The organism is Plantactinospora sp. KLBMP9567, assembly GCF_033446045.1.
GTDB lineage: Bacteria > Actinomycetota > Actinomycetes > Mycobacteriales > Micromonosporaceae > Plantactinospora.
On the sequence record NZ_JAWQRR010000043.1, the window covers coordinates 55,651 to 78,506 of the forward strand.

General features: G+C 72.7%; 19 protein-coding genes. 2 read left to right on the forward strand and 17 right to left on the reverse strand.

Annotated features, from left to right (window positions below; genetic code table 11):
* Nucleotides 1-27: 27 nt before the first annotated feature.
* The 7 genes from R6Y94_RS32380 to murJ form a co-directional block, all read right to left on the reverse strand.
* Nucleotides 28-1,197 carry an N-acetylmuramoyl-L-alanine amidase gene (locus tag R6Y94_RS32380; RefSeq protein ID WP_318399825.1) on the reverse strand — a complete coding sequence of 390 codons (1,170 nt, stop codon included), beginning with the start codon at nucleotides 1,195-1,197 and terminating at the stop codon, nucleotides 28-30.
* A 404-nt stretch (nucleotides 1,198-1,601) separates the two neighbouring features.
* Nucleotides 1,602-1,925, reverse strand: coding sequence for a thioredoxin (gene trxA / locus R6Y94_RS32385; RefSeq protein ID WP_130461256.1), 324 nt, complete (start codon nucleotides 1,923-1,925; stop codon nucleotides 1,602-1,604).
* A 35-nt stretch (nucleotides 1,926-1,960) separates the two neighbouring features.
* On the reverse strand, nucleotides 1,961-2,917 hold the full coding sequence (gene trxB, locus R6Y94_RS32390) for a thioredoxin-disulfide reductase (RefSeq protein ID WP_318399826.1): 957 nt from the start codon (nucleotides 2,915-2,917) through the stop codon (nucleotides 1,961-1,963).
* Between the two features lie 183 nt (nucleotides 2,918-3,100).
* Entirely contained in the window at nucleotides 3,101-4,327 is a 1,227-nt protein-coding gene (locus R6Y94_RS32395) for a hypothetical protein (protein WP_318399827.1), read from the reverse strand.
* Nucleotides 4,324-5,088 carry an RNA polymerase sigma factor SigM gene (gene sigM, locus R6Y94_RS32400; RefSeq protein WP_318400022.1) on the reverse strand — a complete coding sequence of 255 codons (765 nt, stop codon included), beginning with the start codon at nucleotides 5,086-5,088 and terminating at the stop codon, nucleotides 4,324-4,326. The genes R6Y94_RS32395 and sigM overlap by 4 nt, the downstream gene beginning before the upstream one ends.
* Before the next feature lie 376 nt (nucleotides 5,089-5,464).
* Complete coding sequence (locus R6Y94_RS32405) at nucleotides 5,465-7,090, reverse strand: protein kinase family protein (protein WP_318399829.1); 1,626 nt, start codon at nucleotides 7,088-7,090, stop codon at nucleotides 5,465-5,467.
* Between the two features lie 582 nt (nucleotides 7,091-7,672).
* The gene (murJ, locus tag R6Y94_RS32410; RefSeq protein WP_318399831.1) at nucleotides 7,673-9,391 is read right to left on the reverse strand and encodes a murein biosynthesis integral membrane protein MurJ; all 1,719 of its coding nucleotides are present in this window, start codon (nucleotides 9,389-9,391) and stop codon (nucleotides 7,673-7,675) included.
* Between the two features lie 252 nt (nucleotides 9,392-9,643).
* Between murJ and R6Y94_RS32415 the strand changes: the two genes are divergently transcribed.
* On the forward strand, nucleotides 9,644-11,122 hold the full coding sequence (locus R6Y94_RS32415; RefSeq protein ID WP_318399833.1) for a CCA tRNA nucleotidyltransferase: 1,479 nt from the start codon (nucleotides 9,644-9,646) through the stop codon (nucleotides 11,120-11,122).
* Between the two features lie 62 nt (nucleotides 11,123-11,184).
* Here the strand turns inward: R6Y94_RS32415 and R6Y94_RS32420 are convergent, their stop codons facing one another.
* Together R6Y94_RS32420 and R6Y94_RS32425 are read right to left on the reverse strand one after the other, a co-directional pair.
* On the reverse strand, nucleotides 11,185-11,919 hold the full coding sequence (locus R6Y94_RS32420; RefSeq protein WP_318399834.1) for an NIPSNAP family protein: 735 nt from the start codon (nucleotides 11,917-11,919) through the stop codon (nucleotides 11,185-11,187).
* Nucleotides 11,919-12,353: an Rrf2 family transcriptional regulator gene (locus R6Y94_RS32425; protein WP_318399836.1), complete on the reverse strand. Its 435-nt coding sequence runs from the start codon at nucleotides 12,351-12,353 to the stop codon at nucleotides 11,919-11,921. Before R6Y94_RS32425 ends, R6Y94_RS32420 begins: the two co-directional genes overlap by 1 nt.
* Nucleotides 12,354-12,491: 138 nt before the next feature.
* Between R6Y94_RS32425 and R6Y94_RS32430 the strand changes: the two genes are divergently transcribed.
* The gene (locus R6Y94_RS32430; protein ID WP_318399838.1) at nucleotides 12,492-13,124 is read left to right on the forward strand and encodes a hypothetical protein; all 633 of its coding nucleotides are present in this window, start codon (nucleotides 12,492-12,494) and stop codon (nucleotides 13,122-13,124) included.
* A gap of 186 nt (nucleotides 13,125-13,310) precedes the next feature.
* Here R6Y94_RS32430 and R6Y94_RS32435 read toward each other — a convergent pair whose 3' ends face one another.
* The 8 genes from R6Y94_RS32435 to R6Y94_RS32470 all read right to left on the reverse strand — a co-directional run bounded on the left by R6Y94_RS32435 (nucleotide 13,311) and on the right by R6Y94_RS32470 (nucleotide 22,831).
* Entirely contained in the window at nucleotides 13,311-14,840 is a 1,530-nt protein-coding gene (locus R6Y94_RS32435) for a flotillin family protein (protein ID WP_318399840.1), read from the reverse strand.
* Nucleotides 14,841-14,972: 132 nt separating this feature from the next.
* Nucleotides 14,973-15,485, reverse strand: a complete 513-nt coding sequence (locus R6Y94_RS32440) for a hypothetical protein (protein ID WP_318399841.1) — start codon at nucleotides 15,483-15,485, stop codon at nucleotides 14,973-14,975.
* Between the two features lie 309 nt (nucleotides 15,486-15,794).
* The gene (locus tag R6Y94_RS32445; RefSeq protein WP_318399843.1) at nucleotides 15,795-16,982 is read right to left on the reverse strand and encodes a hypothetical protein; all 1,188 of its coding nucleotides are present in this window, start codon (nucleotides 16,980-16,982) and stop codon (nucleotides 15,795-15,797) included.
* Nucleotides 16,979-17,503, reverse strand: coding sequence for a SigE family RNA polymerase sigma factor (locus R6Y94_RS32450; protein WP_318399845.1), 525 nt, complete (start codon nucleotides 17,501-17,503; stop codon nucleotides 16,979-16,981). Before R6Y94_RS32450 ends, R6Y94_RS32445 begins: the two co-directional genes overlap by 4 nt.
* A gap of 180 nt (nucleotides 17,504-17,683) precedes the next feature.
* Nucleotides 17,684-19,876 carry an MMPL family transporter gene (locus tag R6Y94_RS32455; RefSeq protein WP_318399847.1) on the reverse strand — a complete coding sequence of 731 codons (2,193 nt, stop codon included), beginning with the start codon at nucleotides 19,874-19,876 and terminating at the stop codon, nucleotides 17,684-17,686.
* A gap of 52 nt (nucleotides 19,877-19,928) precedes the next feature.
* Nucleotides 19,929-20,516, reverse strand: coding sequence for a helix-turn-helix domain-containing protein (locus tag R6Y94_RS32460; RefSeq protein ID WP_318399849.1), 588 nt, complete (start codon nucleotides 20,514-20,516; stop codon nucleotides 19,929-19,931).
* 87 nt (nucleotides 20,517-20,603) lie between these two features.
* Nucleotides 20,604-21,605, reverse strand: coding sequence for an NADPH:quinone reductase (locus R6Y94_RS32465; RefSeq protein ID WP_318399850.1), 1,002 nt, complete (start codon nucleotides 21,603-21,605; stop codon nucleotides 20,604-20,606).
* Entirely contained in the window at nucleotides 21,602-22,831 is a 1,230-nt protein-coding gene (locus R6Y94_RS32470) for an MFS transporter (RefSeq protein ID WP_318399851.1), read from the reverse strand. The genes R6Y94_RS32465 and R6Y94_RS32470 overlap by 4 nt, the downstream gene beginning before the upstream one ends.
* Nucleotides 22,832-22,856 lie beyond the last annotated feature (25 nt).

Consider the following 22,856-nt stretch of genomic DNA (forward strand, 5'->3'; position numbering starts at 1 on the left):
GGCTCATCGGGCCCGCGGTAGCGGGGGTCAGTCGTGGGCGGCGGCGCCGGCCGCCACCATCGCCCGCAGCTCGCTGACGTCGATCGAGCCGGTCGGCACGTCCTCCTCGACCGGGAAGTACATCCGTTGTACCGCGGCGACGATGGCGTCCACCACCCGGTCCCGGAACCGGGGGTCGATCAGCCGGGCCCGGTCGGTGGGTGAGGTGAGGTAGCCGACGTCGACGCGTACCGCCGGCATCCGGGTCAGCCGGAGCAGCTCCCACGTCTTCGCGTGGGTCTGGCAGTTGCGCAGCCCGGTCCGGACCACGATCTCCCGCTGGACGAGCCCGGCCAGTCGTTCACCGACGCTCGAGGTGACCCCGTTGGCGGTGCCGTAGTGGTAGGTGGCGACCCCCTCCGCCTCCGGGTTGGCGTGCCCGTCGATGTGCAGCGAGATGAGCAGGTCGCCGCCGAGTTCGTTGGCCAGGTCGGCCCGGGTGAGGTCGGCCAGCGGCGCGGCCGGCGCCGGGCCCCGGGTGAGGTGCACCCGCATGCCGGCGGCGGCGAGCCGCCCCTCCAGCCGGGCGGCGAGGTCGTAGGCGAGGTCCGCCTCGGTCCACCGCATCGTGCCGTCCTGCACCACGAACCCGGGATCGAAGGGGTCGTGACCGGGGTCGACCACGATGACCTTGCCGACCAGGTTCGGACCGGACTGGCGGAACGCGTCGGATTCGCGGAGCAGGGTCGGCCGGCCGCCGACCACCTTGCGGCCGAGCCGGCGCAACGCGTTCATGGTGTGTGGGCCGCAGGCGCCGTCCGGGGGGAGCCCGACCTCGCGCTGGAACTGGGCGACCGCGCGGGCCGTCCGGGCCCCGTACACGCCGTCGGCGCGACCGACGTCGTAGCCCATCTCCAGCAGGCGCTCCTGGAGGGTACGCACGTCCTCGCCGATCAGCGGGTCAGGAATCGCCTGGTAGAGGGTACGGGCACCGAGGCGCCAGCGGGCCGCGTCGAGCGCCCGCCAGGTCTCCGGGCCGACCTGACCGTCGACGTTGAGCCCACGGTCCTGCTGGAAGGCGCGTACCGCACGCTCAGTCTCCGCCTCGAACTCGTCGGCACCGGGCGGCCCACCGGCGGGCAGCAGGCCCAGCCCGACCAGGACGGCTCGGATCTCGGTGACTGCACGTCCCCGGTCACCACGTCGGATCGGACGCACGGACGACCTCCCTCTGCGTGCCTGCGGTTGACTGCCCGGCTGTCGGGCGGTGTGCCGGATCGGCCTGCGACCGGTCCGGCGGCGGACGGTTCGTGGCTCCTCCGGGCGGCCCCGGTGAACCGGTCGACGGAGATCCGGCCGGTGGCGCCGGCCCCACCGTCGCGAGGAGGAACGCTTCCGGAGCGTACCGTGGCGCTCCGGCCCCCGCCCGGCGTTGACCGTACGGTATCCGGCCAACCTCGCCGATGAGCTGGGGATATACCCGCCCGGCCGGTGCCCGACGCGTGCTGGCCGCGATTGTGGCGGATCAGTCTCGACCGGTGGCCGGTCCCGCCGGTCGGAACGCCGACGCGCCCGCGTCCGAGGATCCGGAGACGGGCGCGTCGGCGTTCCGGCGATGTGCGCTACAGCGCCGTTTCGATGAGCTTGATCAGGTCGCTCTTGGGGCGGGCCCCGGCGATGGACTGGACGGGCTCACCACCTTTGAACATCGTCAGGGTCGGCACCGACAGCACCCGGTAGGCACGGGCCGTCTCCGGGTTGTCGTCGATGTTGAGCTTGACGATTCGGACCTTGTCCCCCAGTTCGCCGGCGATCTCTTCCAGCAGGGTGTCGACCTTGCGGCACGGCCCGCACCACTCGGCCCAGAAGTCCACCAGTACCGGCGTATCGGACTGCAGCACGTCACTGGCGAAGTTGGCGTCCGTGACGGCGCTTGTTGCTCCCACTAGTCCTCCTCGGGGGTTGCTTCGTGCGTTGGTATTCAGTCTTCGTCGAGCGTCGCGAGGAACCGCTCGGCGTCGAGGGCGGCGGCACAGCCGGTGCCGGCCGCGGTGATCGCCTGGCGGTAGGTGTGGTCGACCAGGTCACCGGCGGCGAACACGCCGGGGATGTTGGTCCGGGTGCTCGGCGCCTCGACCTTGACGTAGCCGCTGTCGTCCAGCTCCACCTGGCCCCGGAAGAGTTCGCTGCGCGGGTCGTGGCCGATCGCCACGAACACGCCGCTGACGTCGAGCGTCTTGGCCTCGCCGGTGTGCGCGTTGCGCAGGCGTACCCCGGAGACCTTGCCGTCGTCGCCGAGCACCTCCTCGACCACGCTGTTCCACTCGACGTGGATCTTGTCGTTGGCCAGTGCCCGGTCCGCCATGATCTTGCTGGCCCGGAACTCGTCGCGGCGGTGCACGATCGTCACCTTGCTGGCGAACTTGGTGAGGAAGGTCGCCTCCTCCATCGCCGAGTCGCCGCCACCGACCACCACGATCTCCTGGCCGCGGAAGAAGAAGCCGTCACAGGTGGCACAGGACGAGACACCGTGCCCCAGATATTCCTGCTCGCCCGGCACACCCAGCGGCCGCCAGGCCGAACCGGTACTCAGGATGACCGCCTTCGCCCGGTACGCCGTCTCACCGACATACGCCGTGCTCACCCTGCCTTCGCCCGGTACGCCGGTGTCGACCAGCTCGACCCGGGTCACGTCGTCGGTGACGAACTCGGCCCCGAACCGCTCGGCCTGCTTGCGCATCGAGTCCATCAGCTCCGGACCCATGATGCCGTCGGCGAAGCCGGGGAAGTTTTCCACCTCGGTGGTGGTCATCAGGGCACCGCCGGACTGCACACCCTCGATGACCAGCGGTTTGAGATTGGCGCGCGCGGCGTAGACCGCCGCGGTGTAGCCGGCCGGCCCAGAGCCGATGATGATCAGGTTGCGGACCTCGTCCACTGCCGTCTCCCGATGTGTGTCTCTGCGCCACCGACGCCAGGCGCCGACGGCGGTCCGAGCGCCGGCCACCTACGGCACCGGCACCTGCAAGCCAGAACGTCATCGTACGAACCGGGGATTCCCGAGCCGGTCATCCGGTGGGTCATGTCACTGCGTCGACGAAACAGCCGATGAGGCGTTGTTTCACCCTACCCGGCTCTGGTAGATGAGGTCGGCAGCGGGTGAACCGCAGTTCGGGCCGGTCACCCAGGCCCAGCGGGCTCCCGAGCGGTCGGTGAAGACGACGACGAGCGCGGCCCGGCCCTGGAAGGTGGCGTAGTCCACCAGGTCGACCGCGACCGGGCCCTGGGCGTGGGTCACCGCGATCGCGTCGAGGCAGGCGGCGAGTACGGACCGGTCGGCCAGGCGCTCCAGCGGGTTGCCGGCCCCCGTCGGCAGGCAGCACGGCGAGGCGCCGCTCGCCGAGAAGGGGGTGGCGTTCGGGGCGGCGTCCTCCCGTACCGGGCCGGAGCTGCGGTTCTGCGGCGCGGACCGGGTGGCCGGCGCGGTCGGGGCGGTCGGGGCGGTCGGGGCGGTCGGGGCGGCCTGCTTGGTCAGGTTGGAGACGGTGTCCGGCAGCGAGTCGGGGGTGTAGTCGGTGCCGGTGAAGAGGACCCGCTCGGCGGACGGTTCCACCACCGTCCGGGGCGGGCCGGAGCCGAGGACCTGCGGCGCGGCCGCGTCCTCGCCGGAGTTCATCGCCGTGCCGGCGGTCTGGTCACCGGCGCTGTCGCCGCCGTCCACGAGACCACTGACGGCGAACCCGGCGAAGCCGGCGACCACGGTGGCGAGCAGGATCGGACCGGCCATCCGTCGCGTCCAGCGCCGCCGCCGACCCGGTCGGCCGGGGCGCTGCCCGCCGCCGGGCTGCGCGGGTACGCCGGGCAGGTGTCGACGGGGCCGGCCGCCCGGACGCGTGGGTCCGCCCGACGGAGACCCGCCCGACGGCCCGGGCCCGGAGTCCGGGACGGCACCGGACCGGGTACCGGCGCCCGGTACCGTGGCGCCGACCGGCTCGTCCGAGACGTCGGCCGACTCCGGCAGAGCGTCGTCCGGCGCCTCGGCAGGCTGGTCTTGGCCGGCGGCGGCCGGGTCGTAGTCGTAGGTGCCGGGTGCGGCAGCGCCGGCCAGCGCCGAGCTGAGCCGGTCGACCACCAGGGGCGGCATCGGGATGTGCGCGGCGGCCAAGCCCGCCAGGTCGAGGCGTACCGCGTCGAGGCCGGCGGTGAGGTCGGCGAACGCCTCCGCCCAGGCCGGATCCTGGTCGAGCAGCCGGGCGACCTCGACCTCGTCCGGGGTGCCGTCCAGCGCGCCACCGACATAGTCGGCCAGCAGGTCGAGATCGACCTCCCGGAACTGGCCCCCGGTCACGATTCCTCCTGGTCCTGGTCGGTCCGGCCCCCACGCCGGTCCGGTGCCACCTGCCTGTCCGCCCCGAGCCGGATCGATTCTGGTCGGACGCCGCCACCGGAGCCGAGGTTCCCGCCGGTGACCGACGGCACCCTGGGACTCGGCGCGGGATCGCGGCCGGTACCCGCCGGTCGGAGGTGGCCGAGCAGGACGGCGAGTCGGGCCCGTCCCCGGGCGCACCGGCTCTTCACGGTGCCCTCGGCGACGCCGAGGATCTCGGCCACCTCGGCGACCGGATAGCCCTGTAGGTCCACCAGCACCAGCGCGGCCCGCTGCTCGACCGGAAGTTCCGCCAGCGCCTGCCGCACGACGAGCGTGGTGTCGTGGTCGGTGGCCGGCGCGGCCGGCTCGACGCCACCCTGCCATCGGGCGGTGTCGAGCGGGCGGGTGCTGTCCGGCAGCGGTACGGTCGGATGAGCCTGCCGACGGCGGATCCGGTCGAGGCAGGCGTTCACCACGATTCGGTGCAGCCAGGTGGTGACGGCGGCCTCGCCCCGGAACCGGGCCGCCGAGCGGTGCGCCGAGAGCAGGGCGTCCTGGAGGGCGTCCGCCGCCTCCTCCCGGTCGGTCACCGTACGCAGGGCCACCGCCCAGAGGCGGTCCCGGTGCCGGTGGAACAGGGTCGCGAAGGCGTCCCGGTCGCCGTCCACGTGTGCCCGGAGCAGTTCGGCGTCGCTACGCTCCGGGTCACCGGGCCATGCGCTGCCGGCGGGGCGGGTCACCCCGTCAACCGGGTTCGGCACGTCCGTGGCCGGCGACGCCCCGGCCGGACCCGGCTCGTCCGGCGACGCCCCGGCTTCGGACGGAGTGAGTCCGTCGGATGCACCGGGGCGGGTGGTCGGGTCGAGTCGGGCCGAGGAGGCCGGCGAGGTCGTACGGTCGGTCCGACCTCCGGTCTTCGTCCGGTCGGTCCGACCTCCGGTCTGCGGTCCGCGCGGGTCGGCGTTGCCCATGGGCGGGCCCGCCGGCCGGGCCGGGTCGGTCGGCGCCCAGGGGCGGGCGGAGGGCGAGCCGGCCCGGCCGGCAGCGTCGGAACCCAACCCGCCGGTCATGGCCGCACGATAACCGAGTCACGCACGCACTGGGACGACCGGCAGCTCACCGACTCTGGACCGTGATCTCCTGAACGCCGATCTTCCACCGGCCGGAGCCCGGCTCGGTCTCCGGCAGGTCGGTGATCCACAGCATCAGGTACTGGTATTTCTGACCCGGCGCGAACTGGCTGAACAGGACCTTGGTCCGGTCGCTCTTCTCGTACGCGTTGCCGATCCGGGTGCTGTACGCCTCGATGAGATCCCGGTCGCCGCCAGCGGTCGCCGGGAAGTCCCTGGTGCCCGAGCGCAGCTCGGCCGAGACACCGCTCTCGGAGAAGTCCACCTGCACGCTGGTGACCTCGCGGGGCTGACCCAGGTTGATCAGGATGCCCATCCCGGACTTCGTGTTGCCGAAATTCGAACCGCTCTTGTAGGTATCGGTCTCCCAGCCCTCGTTGGCGTCACCGTCGACCGCCTTCTCCACGTCGTCCAGCTCGGTCCTGTCGCCGTCCGGGTCGATCACCCGGACCTGGTCGCCCTTGAGGCTGACCTTGCGCGGAGTGGCGGCCGGTGGCTCCGGGTCGCCGGCCACCGCGGGTTGGGTGCTGGTCCCGGTACTCGGGGTCGGTCCGGCCTGGCCGTCGGTCGAGTCCCGATTACCGACCAGCGCGTTGATGCCGAGCGAGAGCCCGACCAGCGCGATCACCAGCAGGGCGGCGATGCCGATCAGCATCCTGCGGTTGCTGGGTGTCGGCAGGTCGGGGCCACCGTCGTCACCGGCGGTGAAGCGGAGCGGCCCGCTGTCGAGGTAGTGCTCCTCGGCGGCGGCGTCGAGCCGGCCCAACTCGGCGGCGAGAACGTCCGAGGACGGCACCGCGAGCTGCGAGTCGAGCAGATCCATGGTGAGGTCGTCGAGGTAGGCGGGGACACCGGCCCGGACCTGCCGGGGGGCCGCGATGGTGCCGCTCGCGTCCCGCACCGCGTCCGGCAGCGGGGAGCGGGACCGCCGGGTCGAGCCGGCGGTGAGGGACGCCTCGGCGTGCGGCCAGTGGCCGGTCAACGCGTAGTAGAGGATGCCACCGACCGCCCGTACGTCGGTCTCGGGGGTGTCCGCGCCGTCGGTGCGTGCGTCGGCGAGCACCACCCGGCCGTCGTCGCCGACCATCACGGTGCCGGGGTGCAGGTTGCCGTGCACCATGCCGGTGGCGTGGATGGCGGAGATCGCCCCGGAGACGGCGTGCGCGATGCTGGTGGCCCGGGCCGGGTCGAGTACGCCCTCGGCGACGAGTTCCCGCAGGGAGTGGCCGTCCACCCACTCGCGGACGACGTACGCCCGCTCGTCCTCGTCGATCGCGTCGTAGACGCCGACCAGGTTGGGGTGGATCACCCGGCTGGCCGCCACCGCGGCCTGGAGCATCTCCTTCGCCGAGTCACCGCCGGGATAGCGCAGCACCACCGCGACCGGTCGGCGCAGCACCACGTCGACACCGCGCCAGACCTGCCGGCCCGCGCTGTCGTCGTTGATGTGTTCGGCAAGCTCGTACCGTTCGGCCAGGATCTCACCGACGGCGGGGGCACCGAAGGTCATCACGGACGGAGCCGCCTCGTCCGCCTCCTGACCTTCGCCGACCTGGGTCACCCGTCCTCCCTCGGTGATCGTGTCGATCGATGGACCCGTGCTGCTAGGCATCTGGCTTCCCGCTCCGCCTTCGAAGGAAATCGGACGGCCACCGGCACTCCTAGCCTAGGCGCTCGCCGCACTCGTCGAGAGCGACCTTACCCGGGTCTGACTGATCCCCGACACGTCATCTTGCGGCCGTACGTGGACCTGCTGGGCGGATGTGTCGGGAGCGCGCTGGATCGTCCGCTGTCAGCCACCTTGATGGCCCGTGCTTTTATCAATCTATAGGTTAATTTCAACAGTTTGCTACCGGGTCGGTGTGCCGGCCCGCCGCCCCTGCCCGGCACCCTTGTCGTCCGGGGCGTCGGCGTGCACCCGGCACCTTCCCCCGTGCGCCGGAAGTATGCCGGACGCCCAAGGTCGACAGCATCCGGGTGGTTGCCCGAACGGCGGTCACGTCGGTCACACCGCGACGGTGGCCCACCGCGCCGGCACGACGGTGTCGAGAGCCGGGCCGGCGCGGTTGTCGCCGCTTCGCCGTGACACCGGTCGGCCGACGCTGACGAGCCGTTGTCCACAGCCTGTGCGTGGAGGTTCGAGCCGGACCCGCCGGGTTTTCCACAGGTACGTCCCCAGCCCGTGCGCGACCGCTCACCGGCCGAGCCGGCGGCGGACCATGCCGACCACCGTGGTTATCTCCCGGATCCGCAGCAGCAGGGCCAGTCCGAGGTACGTCGCGCCGATCGCCGCGCCGCCGATCGCCACCTCCAGGAAACCCAGCCAGCGGTTCTCGATCGCCTGACCCGGCAGCAGGGTCACCACCAGCAGGCCGACCAGGGTCGCGCCGAGGGCGGCCACGAGTACCCGGCCGAAGGTGTTGAACATCGCGCCGAGGCCGATCCGGCCGATCCGGGGGCGCAGCAACCAGGCGGAGATCACCGCCGCGGCGACGTACGAGACCGCGTTGCCGAACATCATCCCCGAGGCGAGCACCGAGGTGGAGAACGCGGCGAAGACGAGAACCTGCACCAGGATCCGGAGCAGTACGACCGGGATGTTGATCAGGGCCGGCATGCGGGTGTCGGGCAGCGCCCAGAACGCGAAGGTGAAGACCTGACTGACCGCGAACGGGATCAGCGCCAACGCGGCGACCAGCAGCACCGGCGAGATGGCACCCGCGTCGCCCCGGGCCGCGCCGTAGTCGAAGAGGCTCACCGCGATCGGCTCGGCGAGTACGGCGTAGCAGACCGCGATCGGCGCGAGTACGGCGGTGACGGTCCGGACGGTACGGGACAGGTCGCTTGCCATGTCCTCGAACCGGCCGTCGGCAGCGGCGGCGCTCATCCGGGGCATCAGAGCGGTGATGATCGAGACCGCGATGATGCCGTGCGCCATCATCAGCAGCAGGAAGACGTTGTTGTAGATGGCCGGTCCGGCCGACTCGCCCTCCACCTGGTTGAGCAGGTTGAAGAGCACGACCAGGCCGAGCGAGTTGACCGCCACGTAGCAGAACATCCAGCCGCCGAGCCGACCCAGCTCGCGCAGGCCCAGCTCCCGGAAGTCGAACCGCCACCGCCAGCGGAAGCCGACCTTGCGCAGCGCCGGCAGCAGCCCGACGGCCTGGACGACGATGCCGAGCAGGGTGCCGCCGCCGAGCAGCAGGATCCGACCCGGACCCATCTCGTCCGGATCGATGATCTGCGCGCCGTAGATGGCGATGTAGAGCGCGCAGGCGCCGATGATCACGAGATTGTTGAGGATCGGTGTCCACATCGGGGCCGCGAAGTGCCCACGGGTGTTGAGTACCGCGGCGACCAGCGCGCTCAGCCCGGAGAAGAAGATGATCGGCAGCAACAGGCGGGAGAGTGTGGTGACGAGGCCCTGGTAGTTGTCGCCACGGCCGCCGGCGACGATCTCGGTCAGCACCGGGGCGGCCACGATGGCCAGCACCGCGGCCACGCCGAGGGCGAGCACGGCCAGGGTGAGCAGGCGTTGGGCGTACGCCTGGCCGCCGTCGGCGTCGACCCGGCGCCGGCGTACCAGCACCGGCACCAGCACGCTGGTCAGGATGCCGCCGAGCAGGAACTCGTAGACCATCTGCGGGATGATCAACGCGGTCGCGTACGCGTCGTTGACGGCGAAGGCGCCCAGCGCGGCCGTCACCATCAGGGTGCGCAGGAAGCCGGTACCCCGACTTACCAGGCTGCCGATCGCCATGATCGCGCTGTTCCCGGCCGCGCTGCCGGCGGTCTCCGGCGGCGGCGCGGTGCTCTCCAGGGCCGGCGACGCGGAGATCAGCGTCGCGCCGTCCTGCGGCGGCGGGACGCCGTCGGGCATGGCGTTGGCGCTGCGGTACAGCCCGCCAGCCATCTCAGCCTCCCAAGGGGTACGGCGGGCAGGGCGCCCGCCGGCACTGTTGGAACATTAGTCAACCCGGTCACCCGGCTGCCCGGCCGCGTCGCCCACGCCTCCGGCGTCCCCGGCGGCAGCCACGGGCGGCCCGGCCGGTCCCGGGTGTGCGCCCGGCCGAACCGTCCCCGCCGGGGCCGCCGGCCGAGTCGCCGGTCAGTCGGTGTGCCCGGCGCCAGCCGGTGCCGGACGGTTCAGTAGGCTGGCGATCCCATGTCCGAAACCTCCGCCCCGCACAGCGCCCCTTCGACGCCGTCCGACAGCCGGTCGGCCCTGAGCGCTGCCCAGCGCAACGCCGTCGCGGAACTGCTCCGGGTCTCGCCGGTCGCCGACGAGTTGGGTCGCCGGTTCGCCCGGGCCGGTCACGAGCTGCACCTGGTCGGCGGCTCCGTCCGGGACGCCCTGCTCGGCCGGCTCGGTGAGGACCTCGACTTCGCCACCGACGCGCACCCGGACGAGACGCTGCGGCTGCTGAAGGGCTGGGCCGAGGCGATTTGGGAGACCGGACGCGAGTTCGGCACCATCGGCGCCCAGCGGGACGGGCTGCGGCTGGAGATCACCACCTTCCGGGCCGAGTCGTACGACCAGGTGAGCCGGAACCCGGTCGTCCGGTACGGCACCGACCTCGCCGAGGACCTGCGGCGCCGGGACTTCACGATCAACGCGATGGCGGTGAGCCTGCCGGGGCACGACTTCACCGACCCGCACGGGGGGCTGGACGACCTCGCCGACCGGGTGATCCGGACCCCCGGCACCCCCGCCGAGTCGTTCGGGGACGATCCGCTGCGGATGCTCCGCGCGGCCAGGTTCGCCGCACAACTGCGCTTCGCCGTCGCGCCCGAGGTCCGGGAGGCGATGCGGGCGATGGCAGCCGACCTCGACCGGATCACCGCCGAGCGGATCCGGGACGAGTTCACCAAGCTGCTCTGCGGGGCCGACCCGATCACCGGGCTGCGCCTGCTGGTCGACACCGGCCTCGCCGACCGGTTCCTGCCGGAGCTGTCCGGGCTGAAACTGGAGATCGACGAGCACGCCCAGCACAAGGACGTCTACGAGCACACCCTGATTGTGGTGAGCAACGCGGTGCGGCTGGAGGAGGAGGGCTGCGACTTCGTCCTCCGGATGGCCGCACTGATGCACGACGTCGGCAAGCCGGCCACCAAGGCGGTCGGGCCGGACGGCCGGGTCAGCTTCCACCACCACGAGGTGGTCGGCGCCCGGCTGACCAAGCAGCGGATGAAGGCGTTGCGCTATCCCAAGGACGTGATCGGCCAGGTGGTCGCACTGGTCGGGCTGCACCTGCGGTTCTACGGGTACGGGCGCGGCGAGTGGACCGACTCGGCGGTGCGCCGGTACGTCACCGACGCCGGTGACCTGCTGCCCCGGCTGCACAAGCTGACCCGCTCCGACTGCACCACCCGCAACCGCCGCAAGGCCGCCGCGCTGGCCGCCGACTACGACGCGCTGGAGGAGCGGATCGCGCGGCTGGCGGCGGAGGAGGACCTCGCCCGGGTACGCCCCGACCTCGACGGCAACGCCATCATGGAGCTGCTCGGCGTACCGCCGGGGCCGATCGTGGGTCGAGCCTGGCGGTACCTGAAGGAACTGCGTCTGGAGCGGGGCCCGCTGGACCGGGACGAGGCCGAGGCCGAGTTGCTGCGCTGGGCCCGGGAACAGGGCATCACCGACTGACGGGCCGGCCTGGCGGTCCGGCCGATCCCGCCGCGCGGACCGGCGTTCGGGGCGGTGCCGGGTCAGCGCAGCGCCGAGCGGGTCGTCGGAGCCAACCGTAGCTGTCGCGGCGGCGCGACGAGCGCGGCGCGCAGCTCGGGCAGCACCTCGTCCCGCCATCGGATAGACCGGCCCAGGCGCCGGAGGTGATCGTTGAGCCGGGTGGCATCGGCGAACCGGGTGAGCCAGCAGAGGACGTGCTCTCCGGTGCGGACCGGCAGGGCCGGGTAGGTGTTTTCGGCGTACTCGGTCGACAGGCAGGCGACCGGTGCGGCGCCGGTCTCCACGAGTAGCGGCCGTATCCGCCGGTGGAAGAGGTCGGTGAACGCCTGGTCGACCGGATCGGCCCGGAGGCAGAGCGTCACCATGACGAGCGACGCCGGCCGGTTACCGCGGCCGACCGGCGGGCGTACGGCCGGTGCCGGAAACCCGGACCGCTCATCGAGCGGTCGCAGCAGGAGTACGTCGTCCGAGTCGACCATCGTGGCGTTGGCCCGCTCCCGGTGCCGCTGCCAGACCGGGCCGGCGTAGAACTCGTGCAGTGCCGCGGCCCGGCGGGGCATGTCGGGGAACCCCCGGAGCCAGACGAAGCGGTCCGGCTCGGCCAGGTCCTGGAACTGCCCGATGATCGCCATCCCGGCCGCCTCCTGCGATTCGACGAACTCGCGGTCGAAGAGGTCGACCAGCACGTCACGCGCGCCACCGTGCAGGGTGTACTGCCGGAGTTCGACGACCGGATGGCGTACGCCGTCGCTCATTACTCTCCCGTCTCCAGGGTCTGGTCCAGCATGTCGGCGATCGACGTACCGGCGAGTTCCCGGCGCAGCGCCCGGTCGACGTCGCCGTAGAACCGGCCGAGGGCGGGTCGGATGCCCCTGCCGACCGGGCACTCCAGGTTCGGCTCGCTGTGGTGCAGCGCGAACAGGGGCTCCCGCTCGACCGCGGCGTACACATCGAGCAGGGTGATTTCCTGCGGCGGGCGGGCCAGACTCCAGCCCGCCCCGACGCCGTGTCGCACGGTGACCAGGCCCGCCTGCCGAAGGTCACCGAGACTCCGCCGGATGACCACCGGGTTGGTCCGCACGCTCGCGGCGACCTGGCCGGAGGTGAGCACCTGCCGGCCACGCCGCTCGGAGAGCGCCATCCAGGTCAGCGCGTGGACCGCGATAGTCAGTCGGCTGTTCGCCGCCACCGTTCCGCACCACCTTTCCGCTAGCTGTAACAGCTTCTGTTACAGCTAGCGCGGGGTCAATGCCGGAACGGACGGTTCGCCTGCCGCGTCCACTGGCGATACCGTCCTATCCGGCGTACGACAGGCGGGGAGGTGATCGTGGACGTCTCGGGTCGGCCGGGCGACCGCTCCTTCCTGGTCCCGATGGTGGCGCTGGTGTCGACGCTGGTGGCCCTCGTCGTCGCGATCGTGCTGGTGCTCGTACTCCGGGGCGGCGGGTCGCAGGACCCGACCGGCGCCGGCCCGACGCATCCCGCCACCGCCACCGGCGGCGACCCGTCGGCCGGGAGTACGCCGAGCGGCGCACCGGGCGCCGCCGGCTGCCTGGTCGGCACCTGGCGGGTCACCGAGCATCAGGAGCAGGTGGACGTGCCCGAGGTGGGCCGGCTGAGCTTCACCGGCGGCACCGGGTCGACGCTCTCGCTCAGCGCCGAGGGCGCCGGGATCGCCGACTACGGCGACGGCACGGTCTTCTCCAGCAGTCACGGCGGCCAGGAGGTCGTGCTAGAACTGCGGGGCAGGGTCAGCTACCGCTACGCGCTCGTCGGCGACCGGATCGAGCTGCGGGACGTACGATCCGCCGCCGAGGTGCGGCTGCGGGTCGGTGCCGGTACGCCCGGACGCTGGCGACCCTTCACCGCCTCGACCGCCCCGTCCAACTACACCTGTGCCGGCGACCGGCTGACCCAGCAGTCCCTGGCCTTCACCACCCTGTACGCCCGGTCGGAGTAGGGAGCCCAGAGCGGTGATCACCACGCCGGCAGTGCCGGCCGAACGCCCGCGCCCTAGCCGGACCGGACGAGCACGGACGTCCGCGCCGCAGGCCGGTGCGGGAGCCGGTGACGGGGACAGCAGGCGGCCCGGCACCGGAGCGGCAACTCCGGTACCGGGCCGCAGGGGTGGAACGTCCCCGGGTGGTCAGCCCTTCGGCTCGACCGCCTTGCCGCCGTTGGTCAGCGTGCCGTCGACGATCTGGTCGGCGTTGCCGCGGGCCGCGCCGAGCCGGGCGAGCAGCCCGGTCAGGTCGACCCCGGTCAGGTCGCTGCCGAGCTGGAGTCCCTGGGCCACGTTGGCCGCCACCGACTTGGTCAGCGAGGAGGCGCCGTCGGTGGAGATCACCGTGATCTTGTCGATCGCGCCGACCGGGGCGCTCGCCGCCTCGACCACCTGCGGCAGTACCTTGACCAGCAGGTCGAGCACGGCCGCCTCGCCGTACGACGCGAAGGCCTCGGCCTTGCGGGACATCGCCTCCGCCTCGGCCTGGCCCCGGGCGAGGATCGCCGCGGCCTCCGCCTGGCCCTCCCGCTCGACCGCGTCGGCGATGGCGGTACGCCGGCGCTGCTCGGCCTCACCCTCCTTGGCACCCTCGATCGCGTTCGCCTCGGCCAGGGCTGCCCGGCGGGCCCGCTCGCCCTCACCGGTCAGCCGGGCCTGTTCGGCGGCGGCCTGCGCGGCCGCGATGGTGGCCTGCCGCTCGGCGTCGGCGGCCAGCACCGCCGCGTTGCGGGACGCCTCGGCCTCCTGCTCCACCTTGTACCGGGCCGCATCGGCCGGCTTGCGGACCTCGGTGTCGAGCTGGCGCTGCTTCAGTTCGGCGTTGCGCTCGGCGACCTTCTGCTGCTCGGTCAGGATCGCCTGGTCCCGCTCGGCCTGGGCCAGCGGGCCGGCGGCGGCCGACTTGGCCTTGGCGGCGTCGATCTCGGCCTGGATGCCGGCCTGCTTCAGCGCCAGGTTCCGGTTCGCCTCGGCGATCGCCTCCTCGGCGAGCAGCCGCTCCTGCTCGGCGACCTGCCGGGCCCGGGCCTCGGCGATGGCCGCGTCCTTGAGCACCCGGGCCGCCTCGGGCCGGCCGAGGTCCTGGAGGTAGGAGCCCTCGGCCAGGATGTCCTGGAGCTGGAAGGTGTCGAGCACCAGACCCTGGTTGGTCATCGAGTGCTCGGCCTCTTCGGCGACCGCGCTGGCGAAGGCGGCCCGGTCCCGGATGATCTCCTCGATGGTGAGCCGGCCGACGATCGAGCGGAGCGCGCCGGCCAGCACCTCGCGGGTGAAGCTCTCGATCTCGTCCTGCTGGTGCAGGAACCGCTGCGCCGCCGCGCGGATCGCGTCCTCGGTGCCGCCGACCTTGACGATCGCCACGCCGTGCAGCTCGGCCCGGATGCCCTGCTTGCTGACCGCGCCCTTGATGCTGACGTCGATCCGCCGGCTGGACAGGTCGAGCGACTGGAGCTTCTGCACCACCGGGAGGACGAAGACCGAGGCGCCGAGTACGACCTTCTGCCCGGACATGTCGGTGGAGCGGCTGCCGTCGGCGCTCTGCGTCGTACGGCCCTTGCGGCCGGTGACGATGAAGGCCTCGTTCGGCCCGGCGACCTTGATCCGGGAGAGCACGAACATGACGAGGATGAGGACCAGGAGCACTGCTCCGCCGATGGCGATGAGGATCAGCATGACACCGTCCATTTCGGATTGGGGGTTGACGTGCGCCGTCGACTGCCGAGGTTCGTGGGGATGGACATGGTGTTCGGGGTGGGTGGTGCCGGTGTCCGAGCGGTGGCGCTCGGCGTACGGACCGGCTCCGTGTCAGTAGGTCTCGACCAGGACGCTGGTCTCGGTCAGCGCCTCGACGACGAAGATCTGCGCGCCGAGCGCTATCGGCCGCTCGGCCCTGGCGTTGAGCTTCACCGGCTGGCCACCCACCCGGACCCGCACCTCGCCGTAGCCGGCGTGGGGAATCGGGGTGACCACCACCCCGAGGGCCCCGACCAGGTCGTTGCGGGTCGGGGTGGCGTCGGTGTGCATGTTGCGGGCCGCCCGGGAGAGCCGGGCCGCGAGCCAGCCCGCCGGCACCGCCGCCAGCGCGCCCAGGCCACCGGCGGCGGCGACCTGGCCGAAGGTACCGCCGCCGATCACCTCGTTGGCGATGGCTCCGCCGAAGCCGAGTACGCCGGCGAATCCGGCGATCGTCTCCAGGCTGATCGGGCCGTCGATGTCCGGGTTGCCGAGGTGCGCCAACTCCGTACCGAGCAGGGCGAGCACCAGCACCGCGACTCCGGCGCCGCCGATGATGAGGAAGATCAGAGTCCCCGCTGCCACGACTGCAAGGTAACCGGCCCGGGCAACCTGTGAGTTGGCTGAGCACGACCCGCAGTGGGAACTCCGAACCGGACGGTGCCGTCCGGAGAACCCGGACCGGGTGCCACCCGGAAGGCGAGGTTGCAGAGCGGCCGGCCGCCGGGCCCCGGTCGGGGCGGCTCGGACGCCGGCCGGTGGGCAGCGGATCGGGGCCTGGTTCACCGCACCCACCCCGGCCGGACGTCCGTGCGACATTAGCCGCTCGCCGATCCGGATTGGGGGCGGAACCTGCTTGATCCCCGGTGTGCGTACCGGATCGTTACCCGACGATCACCCGGCCGCGAACGTGATGTCGTCGCTGCTGACCAGTTCGAGCGGAAGTTCGGCCCGCTCGTGCTCGGCACCGGTCGGATCGACGAGCACCACGGTGAGCCCCCCGGGCCGGGTCGGGTCCAGATAGAGCAGCCGGCTGGGCGTGACCCAGGTTACGTCGGCGCTCGGCAGTTGCCGTACCACCTTCCCGGTCTGCGTCGAGACGAGCTGTGCGGTCAAGGTCCCCTTGGCCGGTGGTGCCGGATTGTCATTGTCCTGGACCGTCACGGCCGACGATGTCGAGACCACCACCAGCGAGCCGTCCGGAGACCACGCCGCCGAGCTGGCGACACCGCCCCGGACCGGCAGGAAGCGGGTGGGCATGCCGTCCTCGGCCGCGAAGAGCTGCAGGCCGGGTCCCGTGGGCGGGGGCACCTTCGGGGAGCCGACGACCGCTTCGGCCTGCGACAGTGCGACCTCCCGGCCGCCGGGAGCCCAGGTGAACCGACAGAAACCGAGGCAGGACACCGGGCGCGTCTTGACCGGGTAGTACCGGAAGGCTCCGGCGTCGGGGGTGAGCAGCCCGATCGTGTAGGTCCCGGTCTTCCTGTCCTGGAGGGTGGCCAGCAGTCGCCGCCCGTCCGGTGACCACTCGACGCCCATGACCGCCCTGCCGGTCCGGAACCACTGCGGCTTGCCGGTCGCCAGGTCGTACAGTCCGACCTCGGTGGGGCGGTCGGAACTGCGTACCGCGGCGATCGGGCGGTGCGGAGCGACCCGCACCGACGTGTAGCTCGCCGGGACGCTGACGTAGCGGCGCCGGACGGAGTCGTACGCCCAGGTCGGGCCCGCCTGCCGGGTCGAGCCGGCGCTGAGCAGCAGAGCACCGCCGGGCAGTTCCACCGGCCCGTTCCGCCAGCCGCCCGACGGCGCCGGCCGGGGCGTCGGCGAACTCGCCGGCGTGGTCGCCGCCGGTGGCCCGCCGATACCCAGGGCCGGTGGCTGCGGGTCGGGCCGGAGCCAGACGTACGGTGCCGCGATGGCGCCGATCGCGACGAACGCCGCCGCGGCCGCGATCGTCTGCCGGCGTCGGCGCATCCGCCGGCCCTGGACGATGGCGGTGGCGGCGAAGTCCGGCGGCTGGTGGGGAGTGCCGGCCAACTCGCGTACGGCCTCCCGCAGCAGCCGGTCCGCGCGCTCGCTCATCGCAGTGCCTCCGCCCGTTTCGTCAGCTCCGCGAACTCCGGCACGAGTTCGCGGAGTTTGCTCAGTGCCCGGGACGCCTGGCTGGCCACGGTGCCGGGGCGGCAGCCGAGCGCGGCGGCGGTCTGCTCCACCGTCTGGTCCTCCAGATAGCGCAACACCAGTACCGCCCGCTGCCGGGGTGGCAGCATCATCAGCGCGTCCCGGAGCATCATCCGGACCGCCGTGTCGTGGTCGTGCTGGGTGTCGGCGGCAGGTGGTTCCGGCACCTCGGCGTGCGGCACCTCGGCCCGCCGTCCGCGCCGCCGCCAGGCCGAGACCTGGTCGTGGTAGAGGATCTGCCGGACGTACGGCTCCGCGTCGCCCCGGATCCGGGGCCACCGGGCGTACGCCTTCGCCAGCGCGTTCTGCAGCAGGTCCTCGGCGGCGTAGCGGTCACCGGCGAGTGCCTGGGCGACGCGGAGCAGCACGTCGCCCCGCTCGTGCACGAACGCGGTGAATTCCCGCTCGGACGCCCGACCCACGGCACACCTCCCGCTCCCTCAGACGCCGGGGACAGCGAAAAGTTTGCCTCGGTCGGAAAACGCGCCGACCAGCGGCGTCGCCGCTTGACGGATACGGCCGGCGCGACGACCGGCTCCGCAACCGATCGTGGGCTGTTACCGCCCCTCCAGGGGTAGTAACAGCCCACGGTCGGGCGGGGCTCAGACCCCGGCGGGGACCCGCTCGGGTGCGGCGTCGGCGGCCAGGTGCCGGCGCAGGCGTTCGCCCTCGATGTCGACGTTGGGCAGCAGCTTCGACAGCCAGCCCGGCAGCCACCAGGCGCTCCGGCCGAGCAGCGAGATCACCGCCGGTACGATCGTCATCCGGACCACGAACGCGTCGATCGCCACCCCGATGGCGAGGGCGAAGCCCATCGACTTGATCACCGGGTCGTCGAGCAGCACGAAGCCGGCGAAGACCGAGGTCATGATGAGCGCGGCGGCGGTGACCACCCGGGCGCCGTGCCCCATGCCGTTGATGGTGGCCTGGGTCGGGGTGTCGCCGTGCACGAAGTCCTCCCGCATCCGGGAGACCAGGAACACCTCGTAGTCCATGGCCAGGCCGAAGAGGATGCCGATCAGCAGGATCGGCAGGAAGCTGACCAGCGGGCCCGGGGTGTCCAACCCGACCAGGTCACTGAGGTGGCCCTGCTGGAAGACCAGTACGGTGAGCCCGAAGGTGGCCCCGACGGTGAGCAGGAAGCCCAGCGCCGCCTTCAGCGGTACCAGCAGCGACCGGAACACCAGCATCAGCAGCAGTACCGACAGGCCCACCACGAGCAGCAGGTACCACGGCATCGCGTCGGCGAGCTTCTCCGAGACGTCGATCCCGACCGCCGTCTGGCCGGTCAGCGCCACGTCGGTGTCGCCGAGCCGGTCGATCGGGCCGACCTTCTCCCGGATCTGGTGCACCAGGGTCTCGGTCGCCGGGTCGGTCGGGCCGGTCGTCGGGATCACCGCCAGCAGGGCGGTCAGCTTGTCCCGGCTCAGGTTGGGCGGGCTGACCGCGAGCAGGTTCTCGGTGCCCTGGAGCACGGCGGTGACCTCCTGGGCGACCGTGCCGGTGCGTTCGGGCGAGTCGCTGGAGACCACCAGGGCCAGGCGGTTGTTGAACCCGGGCCCGAAGCCCTCGGTGATCAGGTCGGCGGCCTCGCGCTGCGGCGTACCGTGCGGGGCGGTGCCGTGGTCGGGCAGCGCGACCCGCATGTCGGCGGCGGGCAGCGCGAGCGCGCCGAGCCCGAGCACGGCGACCAGGATCAGCGGCACCCGCAGCCGGATGACCAGCCGGGCCCAGCGGAAACCGAACCCCTCGGCGGCGGCCGGCACCGCGCCGGTCGCGGTGCGCCGCAGCCGGCGCGGCAGGATGCGCCGGCCGGCGAAGCCGAGCAGCGCGGGCAGCAGCGTCAACGCCACGAGTACGGCGACCGCGACGGTTCCGGCGGCGGCGAGTCCCATGATCGTCAGGAACGGGATGTTCACCACGGCCAGCCCGGCGAGCGCGATCACGACGGTGACCCCGGCGAAGAGCACCGCCGAGCCGGCCGTGCCGATCGCCCGCCCGGCCGCCTCCTCCGGCTCCAGCTCCTCCAGCAGGTTCTGCCGGTAGCGCGAGGTGATGAAGAGCGAGTAGTCGATCCCGACCGCGAGGCCGAGCATCAGGGCGAGCACCGGTGCGGTACTGGTCAGCTCGATGGTGTTGCTGAGCGCGTACAGGCCGGCCATTCCGGCGCCGACCCCGATCAGCGCGTTGAGCATCGTCATCCCGGCCGCGACCAGCGAACCCAGCGTCACGACGAGTACGACCAGTGCGATCAGCACGCCGATGCCCTCGGTGCCGCCCACCTCGGGCACGCTGGACATCACCTCGCCACCGTGTTCGACCCGCAGCCCGGCCGCCGTCGCCGCCGAGCCGCTCTGCTCGTACGCCTCGCGCTGCGCCTCGGTGACCTCGTCGGCCTGGTGGGCGAACTGCACCTGTACGAGCGCGTGCCGGCTGTCCGGGGAGAGCGCCCCGGTGGTGAACGGGTCGAGCGCGCCGACCACGCCGGGCAGGGTGCCGGCCTCGCGTACCAGCTCGGCCACTGCCGCCCGGCGGTCCGGGGTGCCGAGCTGCTGGCCTTCCGGCGCGGCGACCACGATGGTGCCGGTCGCGCCGCTCGCTTCCGGGAACTCCCGCTTCAGCGCGTCGATCGCCCGCTGTGACTCGGTGCCGGGAATGGAGAAGTTGGTCGAGGTGGGGCCCATGAACGCCACCGCTGCCCCGCCGAGCGCGGCCAGCAGGACGAGCCAGAGGACCACCACGAGCCGGCGGCGCCGGAACGATGCCCGGCCTAGTCGGTAGAGGAGGGTCGCCATGTCGTTTCCTTCGGTCGAGGAGTCGGGCTGGTGGTGGAGGGTCGGTGCGGGTTCAGTGCCGTGCTGTGAGGTCGGCGGTGGGTACGCCGGCCTCGGGACGCAGCGCGCGGCGGGCTACCCGGAGCAGCGCCGGGCGGAGGTCGGCCTCGTCGTCGTCGGTGTGCTCGATCACCACCGCCGAGATGCCGGCGAGCACTACCTCGGCGGCGATCCGGTCGGCCGGGTCGGTGCAGCGGCCGGCGACGGCGTCGACCAGGCGGGCGGTGACGGAGGCGAGATCGGTGAACGCCGGCTGTTCCAGCAGGTGCGCCGGGTCGTCGTAGATCAGCGCTACCTCGCGCCGGTAGGTGAGCACCAGGTCGACGAATCCGTCGATGGCGGCTTCCCGGGCGTCCGCCGCGGCGAGCCCGGCGAGCCGGGCGAGCCGGGCGTCGAGGGCGGCCAGGTCCCGGGCGGCGGGCGCGACCAGCGCCAGCAGGATCGCCTCCTTGCTGTCGAAGTGGTACAGCAGGGTGGCCTTCGAGCAGCCCACCTCGACCGCGATGTCGTGCAGCGAGGTGCCCTTGAAACCCATCCGGGCGAACTGCCGGGCCGCGACGACCAGGATCTCGTCCCGAGTCCTGCTGCTGCCGCGCGCCATCGGGCTCACCTCCGGACCCGAGCATGCCTGACCGATCGGTCAGAGAGTTGACCGATCGGTCAGCATGTGACCTGAAGCACTCTCAGGTCAGAGCCCGGGCGTCAGTACCAGCCGGGTGCCGCGCAGGTTGCCGGCCTCGACCCGGCGGTGCGCCTCGGCCGCCTCCGGCAGCGACAGGATCTCGGTGCCCCGCGGGCGCAGCCGTCCGGCGGCGAGCAGTTGGTTGATCGTCCGAGCCGCCGCACCGAGTTCGGCGGTCGACGCCCGCGAGATGACGAACCCGATGACCGCACCGTCCCTGGTGTAGAGGCTGCCGGCCGGGAGCACCGGTCGGGTCCGCAGTCCCGCCAACAGCACCACCCGGCCCCGGTGGGCGAGCAGTTCGACCGCGTTGCCCAGGTCGTTGCGGCCGTACGTGTCGAGGTAGAGGTCCACCCCGTCCGGACAGAGCGCGCGAATCCGCTCGGGCCACCGCTCGTCGCGGTAGTCGAGGACCTCGGTCGCGCCCAGCGACCGGCAGTACGCCTCGTCGGCAGCGGCGGCGGTGGCGATGACCCGGGCCCCGGCGGTACTGGCCAGGACCACCAGCGCACCGCCCACGTTGCCGGCCGCGCCGGCCACCACGACGGTCTCGCCGGGCCGCAGCCGACCGTGCGTGAACAGCGCGAGGTACGCGGTCGCGGTGGGGTGCACCACCGCCACCGCGAGTTCCGCAGGCACCCCGTCCGGCAGCCGGTAGAGCCGGTCGACCGGCACGACGGCCCGCTCGGCGGCGGCACCCTGCCGGCCGCCGTGACCGAGGCTGTTGCACCAGACCCGGTCGCCGGCGGCGAACCCGGGTGCGCCCGGCCCGGCGGCGACCACCGTGCCGACCAGATCACGACCGACCACGAAGGGCAGCGGCACCGGGGTCGGATAGCGGCCCGACCGGACGAAGGTGTCCACCGGGTTGACCACGGTGGCGTCGACGGCGACCAGTACGTCGGTCGGCCCGGGGCCGGCGATCGCGAGGTCGCCGTACCGGATCTCGGCGGCTGCGCCGAGCCGTTCGACGTACGCGGCCCGGGTGGTCAGCGGCGCTGCGGTCATCCGGTCGCGCTCCCGGCCCGCCGTGCCGGCGCGGTGGCCAGCAGGAAGAGCAGGGCGGCCAGCGCACCGGCCGCGCCGACGGCGAACGCGGCGGCCGCCCCGGAGGTGACGGCGAGGCCGCCGATCGTGGTGCCGAGGCCGATGCCCAGGTAGATGCCGGAGGAGTTCAGCGACACCACCAGCGGTGCCTCCTGCGGGGCTGCCTCGATCAGCCGGTGCTGCTGCGGAGGCGTCTGGCACCAGCTACTCGCCCCCCAGACCAGCACGAGGACGCCGACGACGGCCGGGTGGACGCCGACGCCACCGGCCGCCCAGCCGAGCAGGGCCAGGCAGGTCACCATGCCGAGATATCCGGTGCCGAGCACCCGGGTCGGTCCCCACCGGTCGGTGGTGTAGCCGGAAAGCAGGTTGCCGACCACCGCGCCGACCCCGTAGAGGAAGAGCATCAGGCTGACCGAGGTCGGCGGGATCCCCGCCGCGCCCAGGGCGGGGACGGCGTACGCGTACCCGGTGTAGCAGGCGGCCATCCCGAGGACCGTCAACGGCAGTACGGTCAGCACCCCGGGCCGGCGCAGCACCGCCAACCGGGTGCGCAGCGGGGTACGCGGGTTGCCGGGCAGGCTGGGCATGATCAGTCGTACCCCGACCGCCACCAGCAGGCAGAGCCCGGCGACCGTACCGAGCGCGGCGCGCCAGCCGAGCCACTGGCTGGCCACCCCGCCGAGCGGTACGCCGAGCGCGGTGGCGACGGTCAGCCCGCCGACCACCACGGCGAGGGCCCGGGCCCGCAACTCCGGGCGGACCAGCGCGGCGCTCACCGCCCCGGCGTTCGGGGTGTACGCGGCGGCGCCGGCCGCTGCGGCGACCCGGGTGGCGATCAGCATCGGCAGGCTCGTGGCCAGCGCGGAGCCGAGGTTGGCGACGCAGAGCACCAGCAGTGCCCCGACGAGCAGTGGACGGCGCGGCACCCGGGCGGTGACCGTGGCGACCAGCGGGGCGAGTACGGCGTACGAGAGCGCGAAGACCGTCACCGACTGTCCGGCGGCGGCGGTGGAGACGTGCAGGGTATCCGCCATCTCCGGCAGGAATCCGGCGACGACGAACGCGTCCGTACCGACCGCGAAGGTCCCCACCGCCAGCACCAGGGTGGGCTTCAGGCCACGGTTCTGCGCTGCCGTGCGCCGTCGCACGGCGGACCGGTCGGACGGAATCGAGAGCCGGGACATCAACCTTCTCCTGTGCGGGGCCGGG